Source organism: Oscillospiraceae bacterium MB08-C2-2, from assembly GCA_035621215.1.
Classification (GTDB): Bacteria; Bacillota; Clostridia; order Oscillospirales; family Ruminococcaceae; genus WRAV01.
Genome location: CP141729.1, coordinates 1,505,161 through 1,519,978, shown reverse-complemented (window position 1 = coordinate 1,519,978; position 14,818 = coordinate 1,505,161). Strand labels below are relative to the sequence as shown.

11 protein-coding genes are annotated in these 14,818 nt (G+C 48.3%); 9 read left to right on the top strand and 2 right to left on the bottom strand.

Going from position 1 to position 14,818, the window contains the following annotated elements:
• Window positions 1-18 precede the first annotated feature (18 nt).
• The 9 genes from U6B65_06715 (at window position 19) to U6B65_06675 (ending at window position 12,609) form a co-directional block, all read left to right on the top strand.
• The gene (locus tag U6B65_06715) at window positions 19-975 is read left to right on the top strand and encodes a D-2-hydroxyacid dehydrogenase (GenBank protein ID WRS28812.1); all 957 of its coding nucleotides are present in this window, start codon (window positions 19-21) and stop codon (window positions 973-975) included.
• Window positions 976-1,240: 265 nt separating this feature from the next.
• Entirely contained in the window at window positions 1,241-2,818 is a 1,578-nt protein-coding gene (locus U6B65_06710; protein WRS28811.1) for a polysaccharide biosynthesis protein, read from the top strand.
• A 420-nt stretch (window positions 2,819-3,238) separates the two neighbouring features.
• Window positions 3,239-4,543: an MFS transporter gene (locus U6B65_06705; protein ID WRS28810.1), complete on the top strand. Its 1,305-nt coding sequence runs from the start codon at window positions 3,239-3,241 to the stop codon at window positions 4,541-4,543.
• A 27-nt stretch (window positions 4,544-4,570) separates the two neighbouring features.
• Window positions 4,571-5,266 carry a class I SAM-dependent methyltransferase gene (locus U6B65_06700; protein WRS28809.1) on the top strand — a complete coding sequence of 232 codons (696 nt, stop codon included), beginning with the start codon at window positions 4,571-4,573 and terminating at the stop codon, window positions 5,264-5,266.
• Window positions 5,267-5,408: 142 nt separating this feature from the next.
• Window positions 5,409-6,497, top strand: coding sequence for a Nif3-like dinuclear metal center hexameric protein (locus tag U6B65_06695; protein ID WRS28808.1), 1,089 nt, complete (start codon window positions 5,409-5,411; stop codon window positions 6,495-6,497).
• A 78-nt stretch (window positions 6,498-6,575) separates the two neighbouring features.
• The gene (locus U6B65_06690; GenBank protein WRS28807.1) at window positions 6,576-8,336 is read left to right on the top strand and encodes an NFACT RNA binding domain-containing protein; all 1,761 of its coding nucleotides are present in this window, start codon (window positions 6,576-6,578) and stop codon (window positions 8,334-8,336) included.
• Window positions 8,337-8,868: 532 nt separating this feature from the next.
• Complete coding sequence (locus U6B65_06685; protein WRS28806.1) at window positions 8,869-10,377, top strand: sugar ABC transporter ATP-binding protein; 1,509 nt, start codon at window positions 8,869-8,871, stop codon at window positions 10,375-10,377.
• Entirely contained in the window at window positions 10,370-11,404 is a 1,035-nt protein-coding gene (locus tag U6B65_06680; GenBank protein WRS28805.1) for an ABC transporter permease, read from the top strand. Before U6B65_06685 ends, U6B65_06680 begins: the two co-directional genes overlap by 8 nt.
• 146 nt (window positions 11,405-11,550) lie before the next feature.
• Window positions 11,551-12,609 carry a substrate-binding domain-containing protein gene (locus tag U6B65_06675; GenBank protein ID WRS28804.1) on the top strand — a complete coding sequence of 353 codons (1,059 nt, stop codon included), beginning with the start codon at window positions 11,551-11,553 and terminating at the stop codon, window positions 12,607-12,609.
• Between the two features lie 866 nt (window positions 12,610-13,475).
• Here U6B65_06675 and U6B65_06670 read toward each other — a convergent pair.
• On the bottom strand, window positions 13,476-13,601 hold the full coding sequence (locus U6B65_06670) for a hypothetical protein (GenBank protein WRS28803.1): 126 nt from the start codon (window positions 13,599-13,601) through the stop codon (window positions 13,476-13,478).
• Between the two features lie 17 nt (window positions 13,602-13,618).
• Window positions 13,619-14,794 (bottom strand): sodium ion-translocating decarboxylase subunit beta, encoded by a 1,176-nt coding sequence (locus U6B65_06665; protein WRS28802.1) that lies wholly within the window; start codon window positions 14,792-14,794, stop codon window positions 13,619-13,621.
• Window positions 14,795-14,818 lie beyond the last annotated feature (24 nt).

Below are 14,818 nucleotides of genomic sequence, written 5' to 3'. Positions count from 1 at the left end.
AGGAAAGGAATTTGTCTAATGAAAATTGTTGTATTGGATGGCTACACCGAGAATCCCGGTGATCTGAGCTGGGAGGGCTTTGAAAAATTAGGCTCGCTCACTGTTTATGACCGCACCGCCCCCGGAGATATTGTCTCCCGCATTGGTGATGCTGAGGCTGTTATCACCAACAAAACACCGTTGACCAAGGAAACGTTGGAGGCCTGCCCTTCTATCCGTTACATCGGTGTTTTGGCTACCGGCTATAATGTGGTTGATGTGGCCGCCGCTAAGGCAAAGGGTATTCCTGTCTGCAACATTCCTACTTACGGCACCACCGCTGTGGCACAGTTCGTTTTTGCCCTGCTGCTGGAAATCTGCCATCATGTGGGCCACCACAGTGACACAGTCAAGGCCGGCAAATGGACAACCAGCCAGGATTTCTGCTACTGGGATTTTCCCCTCATTGAACTGGCAGGCAAAACCATGGGTATTATCGGCTTTGGACGTATCGGCCAATCTGCCGGTGCATTGGCCAAGGCTTTCGGCATGAAGGTTCTTGCTTATGATGAATATCCCAACGATGCAGGCAAGGCCATTGCGGAGTATGTCACTCTGGATGAGCTGCTGGCTCAGAGTGATGTGATTTCTCTCCACTGCCCTCTGTTTGAATCCACCACCGGTATCATCAATAAGAACAGCATTGCCAAGATGAAGGATGGCGTAATTCTCATCAACACCTCCCGCGGTCCCTTGATTGTGGAAGAGGATCTGCGTGCAGCGCTGGATTCCGGTAAAGTTGCCGGTGCTGGCATGGACGTGGTTTCCACCGAACCCATTAAAGCGGATAACCCCCTGCTGGGTGCCAGCAACTGCCTGATTACTCCCCATATTGCATGGGCTCCCAAAGAAAGCCGCAAGCGGCTGATGGATATCGCTGTGCAGAATTTGGCGGATTTTGTTGCTGGAAAATCCACCAATGTAGTGAATCCCTAAGCAAAGCTCACTGAAGTGTTTAAAAAGGATAGCCTCTTTCGGTTTAGCGCCGGGGGCTATCCTTTTTTTGTTTCTCCTAATAACATTGGGGCGTTCTATGGGCCTGTGCTTTGGTCATGAAAGGGGAGAGGCGCTAATATATATTGTATAGTAGAATTTGTGTCAAGCAGCTATAACTGTTTGACACAACAGCCCCAAAGGGCTGCAATCCGGTGCGTAAAAAAGCGCATTGGTGTATATACAATATATATGAAGTGGGGAGCATATGAAACATCAGAATGTAATTGTGGGTACGATGATACTCAGCGGCGCATCCATTTTAACCCGTATAGTGGGCTTTGCCTTTCGGGTTTATATCAACAAAGCTCTTGGCCCGGAGGGGGTGGGTGTTTATCAGCTGATCGTATCCCTTTACACCCTGATGGTCACCTTTGCAAGCTCGGGTGTCAGCGTTGCTGTTTCAAAGCTGACGGCGGAGCAGTTTGCTCTGGGACACATTGCCAACGCAAAGAAAATTCTGCACAAAGCCATTGCGATTGCTCTGTTCTTAGGGCTTACCGTTGGAGGGCTGTTGTTTACCTTTGGCGATGTGATTGCCCGCAATTATTTAAACGAGCCCAGAGCGGCGCTGGCCCTTTTATATTTGGCGCCCAGCCTTCCTGTTCTGGCGGTGACCGCTTGCTTACGGGGATATCTAATTGCCAAGCGCAGTGTAGTAAAGCCGGCGTTGGATCAGATCACCGAGCAGATGCTGAAAATTGTGTTTATCACCTTTTTTATGGAAAGCTGGATGTCCAAGGGCTTGGAATACGGCTGTGCTTTGATTCTGTTGGGCATGACACTGGGGGAAATCGTTTCGTTTTTCTTCCTGTTTATCGGCTACCGTATCGAAAAGGATGGAGTAACCTCGGGGCGCAAGGCGGATATTACAGGGGTTGTGTCTAAAATCGTTGCCATTTGCATTCCTATTTCTCTCAGCTCCTATGTGCGCTCCGGCCTGCGGTTGGTGGAGGATATCTTTATTGTATCCGGTTTTCGGAAATTTGCCGGTGACGGCGTAGCCGCTACTGAAACCTACGGTCTGCTCCGTGGTATGGCCATGCCGCTGCTGACCTTTCCGCTTTCCATGCTTTCTGCTTTTGTTGTCATGCTGACACCGGAAATCTCCCGCCTTTCGGTTACCAAGGATAGCCGGGGCTTGGGCCGCACAGTTTCCAAGCTTTTGCAGTTTACCTCCATCATCGGTATTTTTATTGTGGGCGTTTATGTTACCTTTTCCTATGAGCTGGGCATGGCTGTATATGGTGATCCGCGGGTGGGAGAAACCCTGCGTACTATGGCCTTTTTATGCCCTTTCATGTGTTTGGAGATGGTGGTGGTCAGCATTTTGGGTGGTCTGGGGGATCAGGTCAGCCCTATGCGCTACAGCATTTTGGATTCAGTGCTCCGTGTGGGTTTGGTTTATCTGCTGATTCCCATGGATGGGGTCAGGGGATTTTTGCTGATGGTGGTGATCAGCAACCTGCTTACCTCTATATTGAATTTGCGGCGTTTGCTGAGCAAGGTTCAGCTTTCCTTCAATTTCAGGGAATGGCTGCTCAAACCTGCATTGGCTGCGCTGGCCGCTCAGCAGTGCTTTCAGGCAGTGGGCAATCTCTGGCTGTATCAAAGAATCCCGGTAGCGCCAGCGCTGATATTGGGAATTATTCTCACAGCAATGGTATACATAACCACACTTTACTTTTTGGGCAGCTTTGATAAAAAGGATGTAAAGTGGCTGGTGGGGCGTTTCCAGCTTACGCAGAAGAAAAAATTGTCTCAACCGCTTAAAGAAGCCATTTGATTACGGTGAAATTTCGTCACATTATTTTCATTAAAAAACCTTGCATTATGGGGTGTCTGCCACTATAATGATGTGGAACGAACGTTGCACAGGAATTTTGTGCCTGTGATTTCGTTGGATAAAGGTGTAGGGAAAGATGGCCGTTCCATCCGGGGCGGCCGGTTTTTTCTGTCGCCGGCCCTTTTTATATACTCATATGCACGCAGTGTATATGAGTATGAAGTTGGTATAGACCGCCTTTGGCGGTTAGCGGCAGATTGCCGCTGTTTAAAACCGTGCTGCGGTTTTAAATCTATATAGTGCATGCGACATTTCAGTTGTATGCCGCTTTAAGGGTGCATATGTTCTTCATACTCATTTAGAGGCGGAACCGGTCTGCATGAGTATATATTGAATCGGTAGAAGGATACCGGAGGGTTTATGAAAATAATATTGAGGCGGATTTCACAGCGCTCTGCAGAATTTTTGGGTTTTGACCGGATGGGAGAAGCTTATCCCATTTTCACCAAAGTTTACACGTTTTTGTGGCTCTATTCTACGCTGGAAACCGTTTTTATGAATACGCTGCTGATAAGGCTCACCGGTAACTCCGACAGCGTTATGTACTATAAGATGATTATTTATGTGGTGACAGCCGTTGCCATGCATGGTTCGGCTCTCATTGCCCACCGGCTTTCACCAGTGCACTCCATTAGGCTTTCGGCGGTGCTTTATGGTATAATGTATCTGTTCTTGTTTATCCTAACCGATTATCTTGGCGTTTATATGCCGTATCTGGCTGTGCTTTCCGGTGTGGCCTGCGGCCTTTATTGGTGTAGTCATAATATACTTCTCACTCTTTATACCACAGAGCGAAACCGGGATATCGGAGTGGGTATTCTGGGTGTGATCAATGGGATCATCACCCTCTTGATTCCGATCGTTTCAGGCTTTGTTATTACGGCTTACCCCAACAATTATCTGGGCTACCGCATTATGTTCGGGGTTGGGTTTGCATCGGTGATCATGCAGTTTATTATGTCTCTGAGGCTGTATCCGGTTGAGCACAAAACCCGGGAACCTCAGTTTCGCCTGGCCCTTTCGCTGGTACGCCAGCGGAAATCAGTTCGCTTTGTATTTTGCAGCGAGTTCATCCGGGGATTCCGGGAGGGAACTTTTTTGTTCTTTCTTAACACGCTTTTGTTTGAATTTGTCAGCGATGAGAGACTGGTAGGCCTCAATACCTTTTTGACCGGTGCGGCTTCCATTGTGGCGGCTTGGGTTTATGGGCGGATTGTTGCGGCTCATCTTCGCGGTAAATTTGTGGTAATTGCCACCAGCCTTTTAATGGGAGCAACGTTTTGCCTGTTCTTTGGCCTCAATTCCGTTAGCATTGTGATCTATTCTATTGTAAACGCTTTCCTACAGCTCTTTGTTGTCAATGCATCCAGTGTTTCGTCCTTTGCGGTTTTCACACAGGATGAGAAAGCACGTTTTTGCCTTGGAGAATCCTTTGCATTTAGGGAAGTCTCGCTTGCATTGGGCCGTGTTGTGGGGATTTATGTGGTGGTGCTGTTTCCCAAAACACCCACAGGCTATATCAGCGCCATGCTGCTGCTGACTGTCACGCAGTATCTGGTTGCACTGTGCATCCGCGTTATTCGCCGGGAACTGAGTCTGTTTGAACAGCAGCAGATAACCGGGGCTTCGGTTAACCAAGAGCCTCTGGAAGACGCCCAGCGTTAGAAGCAATGAAAATGGGGTAAGCTGATTATGAAGGAATACACTGCACTGGATAAACGCTTGACAGCAGTTTATGAATTGGTCCGCTCGGGAAGCCGTGTGGCGGATATCGGAGCGGACCACGGTTATCTGGTCTGTGCGCTGGTGCAGCGGGGGAAGTGCCCGGGTGGCTTTGCTTGTGATATCAATTCCCAGCCACTGGAAAAATCCCGCAAAACCATCGTTCGTGCCGGGCTTTCTGAGCAGATTGTACCGGTTCTTGCAGATGGATTGGCTGGTATCGCTCCCCTTTCTGTAGAGGATATTGTCATTGCCGGCATGGGCGGGGAGCAGATTGCCGCTATTCTGGAGCAGGCGGGCTGGTGCTTTGACCCTCGGTATCATATGGTGCTGCAGCCCATGACAAAAACATCTTTTTTGCGGCGCTGGCTGTGCGAAAACGGTTTTGAAATTCACCGTGAGATACCAGTGGAGCAGGGCAAGTTTGCTTATACCGTTCTTTCGGTAAGCTGGACAGGCCAAAAAACACAGCCGGACAGGCTGTTCCAGCTGGTGGGCAAAATCCCCCAAAGCCAATATGCCGCCCGAGACCGTTATCTCATGATTCAGCGGGATCGCCTGCGCAAACAGGCACAAGGCCTGAACCGTGGCCGGCAGGGTGGGGATGAGGCCAAGCAGCTTCAGGAGCTGGCCGATGAAATTCATCGGCTCATTTCGGAAAAATAGCTATAGCCACGATATACTATAAAGAATAGGGTGTGCAGGCACAGATCTGCACACCCTATGGTGGTATCCGGTATACTGTTTTTGTATAGCTTAGCAGTTCAGATTAACCTGAACTTTAAATACTATCCGGGAGGTTTTCTATATGTATACTGTTGCACAGTGCCTTCAGGCGCTGGATCGCCGGGCACCGTTTTCGCAGGCCATGTCTTGGGATAACTGCGGATTGCTTATTGGCGGCATGGATACACAGGTTACCGGTGTTTTAACAGCACTGGATGTAACTGGCCCTGTCATTGAAGAAGCGGTGGAAAAGAAGGCCAATCTTCTGATAACCCACCACCCGGTGATTTTTTCGCCTATCAAGAGGTTGGAGGCAGAAGGCATTCCTTACCGGTGTATCAGCCGGGGGCTTTCGGTTATTTCGGCTCATACCAATCTGGATATGGCCCCCGGCGGGGTGAACACGCTGCTGGCGCAGGCGCTGGAGCTGGAGAACACCGCTCCCTTGGAAATTATACAAACCCAAGCTGCCCGCAAAATTGTGGTGTTTGTTCCGGAAAGCCACGGCGAGGCCGTTTATGAGGCCATGAGTGCAGCCGGTGCCGGTAAGCTGGGTAATTATTCTAAATGTGCTTTCCTTTTGGAGGGAGAAGGTCGGTTTTACCCCATGGAGGGGGCACACCCTGCCATTGGGCAGGTGGAAGCTTTGGAAAAGGTGCAGGAGCTGCGGATCGAAATGCTGGTTCCGCCTGAAAAGACCGCTCAGGTGGTGGCGGCTATGAAAGAAGCGCACCCTTATGAAACACCGGCCTACGATTTGTTTGTAAACGAGGCGGTAACCACTTCTATCTTCATGGGAGTGGTGGGGGAATGTGCTCAGCCGAAAAACCCTCAGGCTTTTGCCGCTTTTGTGAAACAGGCACTGCACTTGGATGGGCTGCGGTATGTGGACGGAGGCCGCCCGATTACCCGGGTGGCGGTCTGTGGCGGAAGCGGCGGCGATTACATCGCTTTGGCTCTCAGGCAGGGGGCACAGGCATTGGTTACAGCGGATATTAAGCACCATCAGCTTTTGGAGGCACGGGAGATGGGCCTTACCTTGGTGGATGCGGGACATTTTGCCACTGAAAATCTTGTGGTTCCCCAACTGGCCAAGTGGCTGCGGGCGGATTTGCCTGGTTTATCCGTTGAATGTTCTGCCCGGTCGGAGAATCCTTCCCGGGCGCTCTGAACCTTTTGCTTTGTTGAGAACCGTTGACTTTTGATTTCCCGGGGAGAGCCCAATGCCCCAACATAAGGAGTGATTGATATGGCTTTGGACGGCGCATTTTTACACGGCGTTCTCCATGAAATAAAAGAGGTGGCACTGGGTGCCCGGGTGGATAAGATTGCACAGCCCAGCCGAGAGGAAATTATCCTCCATCTCAGGTGGCGGGGCGGGAGCTCCAAGCTGCTGATCAGTGCGGCGGCGGGCAGCCCCCGCATTCATTTCACCAAGGAGGCGCCGGAGAATCCCAAGGCGCCGCCTATGTTCTGTATGCTGCTGCGCAAGCATCTGGGTGGTGCCAAGCTGTTGGATATTCGCCAGCAGGCATTGGACCGCATTTGCTTTTTGGATTTTGAGGCGGTCAATGAATTAGGAGATTTGGTTACACTTACAGTGGCAGTGGAGATTATGGGCCGCCACAGCAACATTGTGCTGATCAATCAAAATGGAAAGGTTTTGGATTCCATCAAACGGGTGGATTTAGAAACCTCCAGCGTACGCCAGGTTCTCCCTGGTATGCAGTATCAGCTTCCCCCCTTACAGGATAAAATCAGCCTTCTTGATACAACCGGGGAGGCCGCTGTGGAGCGCATCCTTACAGGGCGGGAGCAGGAACTTTCCAAGGCGGTTCTGGAAAATGTTATGGGCCTTTCTCCCATTCTTTGCCGGGAAGCGGCCTCCTTTGCTCTGAAAGGGCAGGAAGACTCCAACCACAGCCTGAGCAATTTACAAAAGGACAGGCTGGTCTTTTTTATGAATAGCCTGATTTCCACTTTGGCCAGCGGTAACCTGACACCCACTGTAGTTCTGGAACCGGAGGGGAGACCCCGGGATTTTTCCTTTATTTCCATTACACAATATGGCCCGGCTATGGTGACCCGCCCTTATCCCGATTGCAGCAGCCTGCTGGATGATTTTTACCGCCAGCGGGATACTATGGAGCGGATGAAGCAGCGCTCCGGCGATTTGCTCAAGCTTCTGGTGAATACCAGCGAGCGTATTGCGCGGCGTATTGCGGCTCAGGAAGAGGAGCTTCTCCGCAGTGAAAGCCGGGAGACCCTGCGGGAAAAAGGGGATCTTCTCAGTGCCAATTTGTATGCGCTCAAAAAAGGAGATACCAAGGCCGTGGTGGAGGATTTCTTTAAAGAAGAAAGCCCCATGACCGAAATTGAGCTGGATATATGCCTGACCCCGGTGCAGAATGCCCAGCGCTACTATGCCCTTTACCGCAAGGCCGATACAGCGGAAAAGGTTTTGCGCCAACAGATTGCCCATGGCCGGGAGGAACTGGCTTATGTGGAATCGGTTTTCGATGCCCTGACCCGCTGCACCACAGAGGCGGAGTTGACTGCAATACGGCAGGAGCTTTCTGGGCAGGGATACTTGCGCCGCTCCGGTGAAGCAAAGCGCCAAAAAGTCGGCAAACTGCCGCCGCTGCGTTACCGTTCCAGCGAAGGGTATACTATATTGGTGGGGCGCAACAACTTGCAGAACGACCAGTTAACCTTAAAGGATAGCCGTAACTCGGATTTGTGGCTTCATACCCAAAATATCCCCGGTTCTCATACCATTGTGGTGTCGGGAGGGGATTCCATTCCTCCGCAAACTACAATGGAGGCGGCCGCCTTGGCTGCCTATCATTCCAAGGCTAGAGATTCCTCTAAAGTACCGGTGGACTATACATTGGTTCGATTTGTTAAGAAGCCTTCGGGTGCCAAACCCGGCAAGGTAATCTATGATCAATACTCCACCGTGTTTGTAACGCCGGATTCACAGCTTCATGATCAACTCGTGCAAGAATGATCCTTTATACAAGCTGCTTTTGGTTAAAAACTTTCTTATATTAAAATGATTACAAATGATGAAATTTAATATCGCTTGGGGTTATTTCGTTGACAACCTATTGGGTATGTGTTAGAATTCTCGCACATGCTTTGGGTATATATTCTGATAGTATTGCCCTTTCATGACGGAACTTTGTCAAATTTATTATACGATGTATGTTTTAAGATTATTTGGGAAATCTATCCTATACCTGAAAGATGCTGAAAAGTATGTTGTTTTTTTAGCTTATTTGAATTTTTATTCAACTAAATAACAGTAAACGACAATATTTTTATGACATAGTTCTGCAAGCTGCAGATCGTTTTGGGTGGTTTTGTACAATTGACAAAATCTGAGCATTGTGGTAAGATTTTTTCTGGAAATGATAAGAATTTGATCATGTATTCACAAAAAGTTACCCAATGGTTTTGTTGGTATATGGAATTGAATTGTTGTTTCTTAAGCCCTTTGTCAGTATACAATAGCTTTTTAAGGTGGGGGGAACGCGCATATGTCACAAGAGTCTGTCCTGCGCATGGAAAACATTGATAAGCGTTTTTTTGGCGTGCATGCACTGGACAATCTAAGTTTTGAATGCCGGCCGGGTGAGGTTCATGTCCTCATGGGTGAAAATGGTGCAGGCAAATCAACTTTGCTGAAGATCCTGGGCGGTGTATACCAGGCTGATGGCGGAACCATTTATATTGATGGACAGCCCGTTAAAATCAGCAACCCGATTGATGCAAAAGCGAAAGGTATCTCGCTGATTCATCAGGAGCTCAGCATGTGTAACAACATGACCATTGCTGAGAATATCTTCCGTGGAGAGGAACCCACCGTTGGTGGAGGGATGCTTGTAGATTTCACTAAGATGTTGTCTGAAGCACAAAGAATGCTGGATAACATGGATATGGATCTGCGGGCTGACACAATGGTAGGAACTCTTTCTGTTGCACAGCAGCAGATGGTGGAAATTGCCGGTGCCCTTTCCAAAAATGCCCGAATTGTTATCATGGATGAGCCCACTGCTTCTCTCACTGAACGTGAGGTGCAGGCGCTGTTTAAAACAGTGGCAACTCTTAAGGCTCAGGACGTTTGTATTATTTACGTCTCCCACCGTATGAACGAAACTTTTGCGATCGGCGACCGTGTAACGGTTATGCGCGATGGTAAGTACATTGGCACCAAGGTTATCACGGAAACCACAGAAGATGAATTGGTTGAGATGATGGTTGGCCGTCCTCTGACCGATATCTATGGCGGAGAAACCCCTGTGGGTGGAGAAGTGGTTTTTGAGTGCAAAAATCTTGTGAACAGCAAACTTAAAAATGTCAGCTTCAAGCTACGCAAAGGTGAGATTCTCGGCTTCTCCGGTTTGGTTGGAGCAGGACGCACAGAACTTGCCAGAGCACTTTTTGGTATAGATAAGCTGGAATCTGGTCAAATTCTAATTGAAGGCAAAGAAGTTCATATTAATCGTGCGCGCGATGCCATTGATCAGGGAATCGGAATGGTTCCGGAAGACCGCAAAGGCGCCGGCTTGGTGCTTAAAAATACTGTGGGCTTTAATTTGACTCTGACTGTTGTAAATGAGTTTATTAAGGGCATTTTCGTTAACCGCACCAAGGAAAACGAGATCATGAACGACTACTTCAAGAAGCTGACCATTAAAGCCCACGGCCCACAGCAGCGCTGTGCTGACTTGAGCGGTGGTAACCAACAAAAGGTGGTTATTGCCAAGTGGCTGGCGACTAAGCCTAAATACCTGATTCTGGATGAACCGACCAGAGGTATTGATGTGGGTGCAAAAGCTGAGATTTATAGCCTGATGAATGCGTTGGCAGCTGAAGGCCTTTCAATTATCTTTATTTCATCTGATCTGCCTGAGATAATCAACCTGTCTAGCCGGGTTGTTGTTATGCGTGAAGGGGAAGTCACCGGCATCCTTGATAGCAAGGAAGAAGAGCTGACCCAGGTTAAAATTATGAAATATGCGACAGGGGGATTAAAAAATGTCTAGCATTCAAGATACCGCTAAAGGGTATAAACGCACCAGTTCCATTTCTGTATTTTTTCGTCGCCATTGGGGAACAATTTCCGGTTTGATTCTTCTTTCCGCTGTTGTAGCTCTCTTTTCTGAGAACTTCCTTACCATGGCCAACATTACAAACGTTTTTCGCCAGGTTAGTATCAATGGTATTATCGCCATCGGCCTTACCTGTGTTATCCTTCTCGGCGGTGTTGACCTGACTGTTGGTTCCACTGTTGCTTCTGCCGGTTGTTTGGTGGTTGTGCTGTTTGAATCAAAGGGTCTTCCCGTGTGGTTGGCAATTGTGATTACTCTTTTGGTTGGTGCCATTATTGGCTGCATCAATGGATTGTTCGTTGCTTACACAACCCTGCCTTTCTTTATTATTACATTGTCCATGCAGAACATAGTCAGAGGCCTTGCTTACCTCTTTACTGCTGGTTACCCTGTGGTTTCCAACAGCGAAGCTTTCAATAAGTTCGGTAATGGACAGTTTAGCTGGACAATTGGCAACATTCAGTTTGATTTGCCTTATCCTGTTATTTTGATGGTTGCCCTGTTTGTCGCCTTCGGCCTGATGCTTTCCAGAAGTAAGTTTGGCCGCCATATGTATGCTACTGGCGGTAACAAAGAGGCTGCAATCCATTCCGGTATCAATGTTAAGAAAATCTATATCATTGTATTTACTCTGAGCAGCATTTTGGCTTCTATCTCCGGTATTGTTCTGGCTTCCAGAATGTATTCCGGTCAGCCTACTGTTGGTACTGGCTACGAGGGCGAAGCCATTGCAGCTTCGGTTCTTGGTGGTGTCAGCTTCGGCGGTGGTTATGGTTCCATCACCTGCACCGTTATTGGTACTCTGATCATGGGTGTTATCAACAATGGTATGAATATGATGAAACTGGATTTCTTCTATCAGTTGATTGCCAAAGGTGTTGTTACTCTGGGTGCTGTTTATCTTGACTCTATTAAGGGCAGCTTCAAGGGTATCTTCAAGAAGAAGGAAGTTAAGGCATAAGCCTTTTGATGGCTATTTGCAAGGATTTCCTGAATTTATGGCAAACCGTTGTTTGTTGGCGGCTTAATTAACTGTCAACAAATGACTGCTTGTATAAAATGCAGAAACAACTCGAAAAAACATAACATTATGGAGGATCTTTGAGTATGATCAAGACACGTAAAGTTCTTTCCCTGGTGCTGGTGGTAGTATTTATTACTGCAATCGCACTGACCGGCTGCGGCGGTTCTTCCAGCGGATCTTCTGCTGCTTCCAGTGCAGCTCCTGCTTCCAGCGCAGCTGAGGCCGCTTCTTCCGCTGCTCCTGCTGACAGCACCGGCGGCAGAAAAGGCGTTGATACCCCTATCAGCGCTGGTATTTCTGTTAAGACCATGAGCAACCCCTTCTTTGCCCGTGTAAGAGATGCTGTTGAAGAAGAACTGCTGGCTCTCAATCCTGAGAACAAGCTGGCTTCTTATGACTCCCTGCAGGATGTTAACAAAGAGCTGAGCAACGTGGAAGACATGATTGCCCAGAAGATGGATGTTATCTTCCTGACCGCTATCGATCTTGAAGGCAGCGTTGCTGCTGTTGATAAGGTAAGTGCTGCTGGTATTCCTATCGTTCTGTTGGATTCCGGTATCAAAGGTATGGACAAGAAAGCTACTTTCACTGTTATCTCCGATAACATGCAGGCTGGCCGTCTGACCATGCAGGCTATTGCTGATGCCCTTGATGGCAAAGGCAAGATAGTTATCTATGAGAACAGCCTGTCTGCCGCTGTTTCTGATCGTATGAAAGGCCGCGATGAAATCCTGGCCAAATATCCTGACATTGAAGTTGTAAACCGTCAGAACGGCCCTGGCCAGATCGACAAGGCTATGGAAGTTATGAACAACTTCCTGCAGTCTGATCCCGATGCCGTTGCTGTTTGGGCTATGAATGACCCCTCCGCTCAGGGCTGTGTCGCCGCTATCAAGGGCGCTGGCAAAAAGCCTGGCGAGATTTTGGTAACCGGTATTGACGGTGCCAGCGACAGCATCAAGCTCATCAACGAAGGCTACCAGCTGGGCACTGCTTCTCAGTTCCCCTCCCAGATTGGCAAGATCGCTGTTGAAGAAGCTGTAAAGTATATCAATGGCGAGCAGATCTCCGCTCAGGATATCCGTATCCCCACCGAGTGGATTGATTCTGAGAAAGCCAAGACCTTCGTAGCTGACTATTGATTCGAGATTTTAAGCATTTTTAAGTTTCTGTAAACTCGCTCGTTCTGCATTTTAGAAGCGTAAGAGCTTATCGGGAAAGATTCCTGATTAGGCTCTTGCGCTTTATCGTTTATATGGGCTATGGGTGAGATGAATGGGCGGGCTCGTGGGCGGTATTACTGCAAAAGGACTTGCTGAGCAGCCAAGAATGATGTTCCTTTTGGAATGATCCACCTTGCTCGCCTTGTATATGGCGAATCGGAGTATTATGTGATGAATTCCGTAATCCGATTGGGCCCATTAATTAGAGCCTTTTTTAAGCAACTTAACTTGGATCAATTGGATGTGGCGGCGATTTCAGACAGGGCCTCTCCTGCTTATGCCATTGCAGAAGTTTACCCGCAACGTATAAATGCTGTGGGGGATCGGCCTTTTATGAGTGGGAGGCTTTACCTGCTTATTCTCCTGGATTATTAAAGGCTAAAGCATGCTACCTGTAAAGGAGCTGAAGAAGCGATTTTCAATACCCATCTTCTTTCTTTTATCGAAGGAACGAAGAAAGGTAAGAGCTTTCAGGATTCTATGGCAGAAGATATGCTGAATCTGGGCCAGAAATCCGAGCCTTGGCCATACTTCTGGTGGTTTAAGATGAGAAATATTATACCTAAAGCGAAACTTGTTCATGGCACCGAAGATCAGGTTGTGCCTTATCTGGCTACTGAGGCTACAGCCAAATGAATACAAGCTTTAGCATCCATTTCGCTTGAGGGAGATGTGCCTACATCTCCCTGCTGTATGCCGGAACCTCTTACAATGGTATCCCAATAAAAAAGCAGGGTCTTGTCAAAGACAAGACCCTTGCTCACTATTTATTCCGAAATTTACTGCTATTTGTTCACAGGAAGCTTTCCAAGAACAAGAATCAGTATATAAAGCAGAATGATGACGGTAAAGACACCCAGCAGGCCAAGCCCCATAAGCACCAATCCAGCTTGCATAACAGTCATAGACATATTGATAAGCCTCCTTATTATTTAATCAGCATTTCATTCAGCAGGGGCACCAGATGCAGAATCATACCACCGGCAATAACCGAACCAACCTGGCCGGAAACGTTGGCGCTGACAGCCTGCATAAGGATAAAGTTAGTGGGGTCTTCATCCTTGGCCATACGCTGTACAATACGGCTGGACATGGGGAAAGCGGAGATACCGGCTGCGCCGATCATCGGGTTGACCTTTTCTTTGCTGAACACATTCAGCAGCTTGGCAAACAGCACGCCGCCAGCGGTATCAAAGATAAAGGCAACAAGGCCGAGAGCCAAAATCAGCATGGTTTGCCCCTGAAGGAAAGCCTGAGCCTTCATGGTGGAACCGATGGTGATACCCAAAACTAGAGTGACCAGATTGGCAAGCTCGTTCTGAGCAGTCTTTGAGAGACGCTCCAGAACACCGCACTCACGAATCAAGTTACCAAACATCAGGGAACCGACCAGAGAAGCACTCTCGGGAGCCAGAACACCGGCCAAGATGGTAACAGCAATGGGGAAGGTAACCAGAGCCAGCTTGCTGATGCTGTTCTCTTTATAATCCATACGGATCAAGCGCTCTTTTTTAGTGGTCAGCGCTTTAATTACAGGAGGTTGGATGATGGGAACCAAAGACATGTAAGAGTAGGCGGCCACCATAATGGGTCCCATGTATTCCTTGGCAAAACGTTGTGCCACAACAATGGAAGTGGGGCCGTCGGCAGTGCCGATAACGCCGATGGAAGCGGCAACCTCAAGGGTTATGTTCAGGTGAGGGAAGTAGTGCCCAAGAACCAATGCAACCAATACTGTGAAAAAGATGCCGAATTGGGCGGCAGCACCGAAGAAGAGCATTTTGGGCATTTTAAGCAAGGGAGTGAAGTCAACCATGGCTCCAACGCCAATAAAGATCAGGATAGGAAAAAGTTCGGTAATGATACCGGCATCATAAAAGGTTTTCAAAAAGCCAGCGCTCTCTACGCCTGCGTGCACAGTGGACCAGGCAGTGGCAAAAGGCAGATTCACCAGAATGGCACCAAATCCGATTGGCAAAAGAAGCATAGGTTCGTAGTCTTTTTTAACGGCCAGCCAGATTAATACCAACCCAACGGCATACATCACAAGTTCGCGCCAAGTCAAGGCCTCCATACCAGTAAAAAGTTGTGATAGCAATTCCATAAGTAATTTTCCTTCCATAGCATT

Coding starts and splice junctions, on each gene's coding strand:
- U6B65_06715 (WRS28812.1), top strand. CDS start 19: ATGAAAATTGTTGTATTGGATGGCTACACCGAGAATCCCGGTGATCTG.
- U6B65_06710 (WRS28811.1), top strand. CDS start 1,241: ATGAAACATCAGAATGTAATTGTGGGTACGATGATACTCAGCGGCGCA.
- U6B65_06705 (WRS28810.1), top strand. CDS start 3,239: ATGAAAATAATATTGAGGCGGATTTCACAGCGCTCTGCAGAATTTTTG.
- U6B65_06700 (WRS28809.1), top strand. CDS start 4,571: ATGAAGGAATACACTGCACTGGATAAACGCTTGACAGCAGTTTATGAA.
- U6B65_06695 (WRS28808.1), top strand. CDS start 5,409: ATGTATACTGTTGCACAGTGCCTTCAGGCGCTGGATCGCCGGGCACCG.
- U6B65_06690 (WRS28807.1), top strand. CDS start 6,576: ATGGCTTTGGACGGCGCATTTTTACACGGCGTTCTCCATGAAATAAAA.
- U6B65_06685 (WRS28806.1), top strand. CDS start 8,869: ATGTCACAAGAGTCTGTCCTGCGCATGGAAAACATTGATAAGCGTTTT.
- U6B65_06680 (WRS28805.1), top strand. CDS start 10,370: ATGTCTAGCATTCAAGATACCGCTAAAGGGTATAAACGCACCAGTTCC.
- U6B65_06675 (WRS28804.1), top strand. CDS start 11,551: ATGATCAAGACACGTAAAGTTCTTTCCCTGGTGCTGGTGGTAGTATTT.
- U6B65_06670 (WRS28803.1), bottom strand. CDS start 13,601: ATGTCTATGACTGTTATGCAAGCTGGATTGGTGCTTATGGGGCTTGGC.
- U6B65_06665 (WRS28802.1), bottom strand. CDS start 14,794: ATGGAATTGCTATCACAACTTTTTACTGGTATGGAGGCCTTGACTTGG.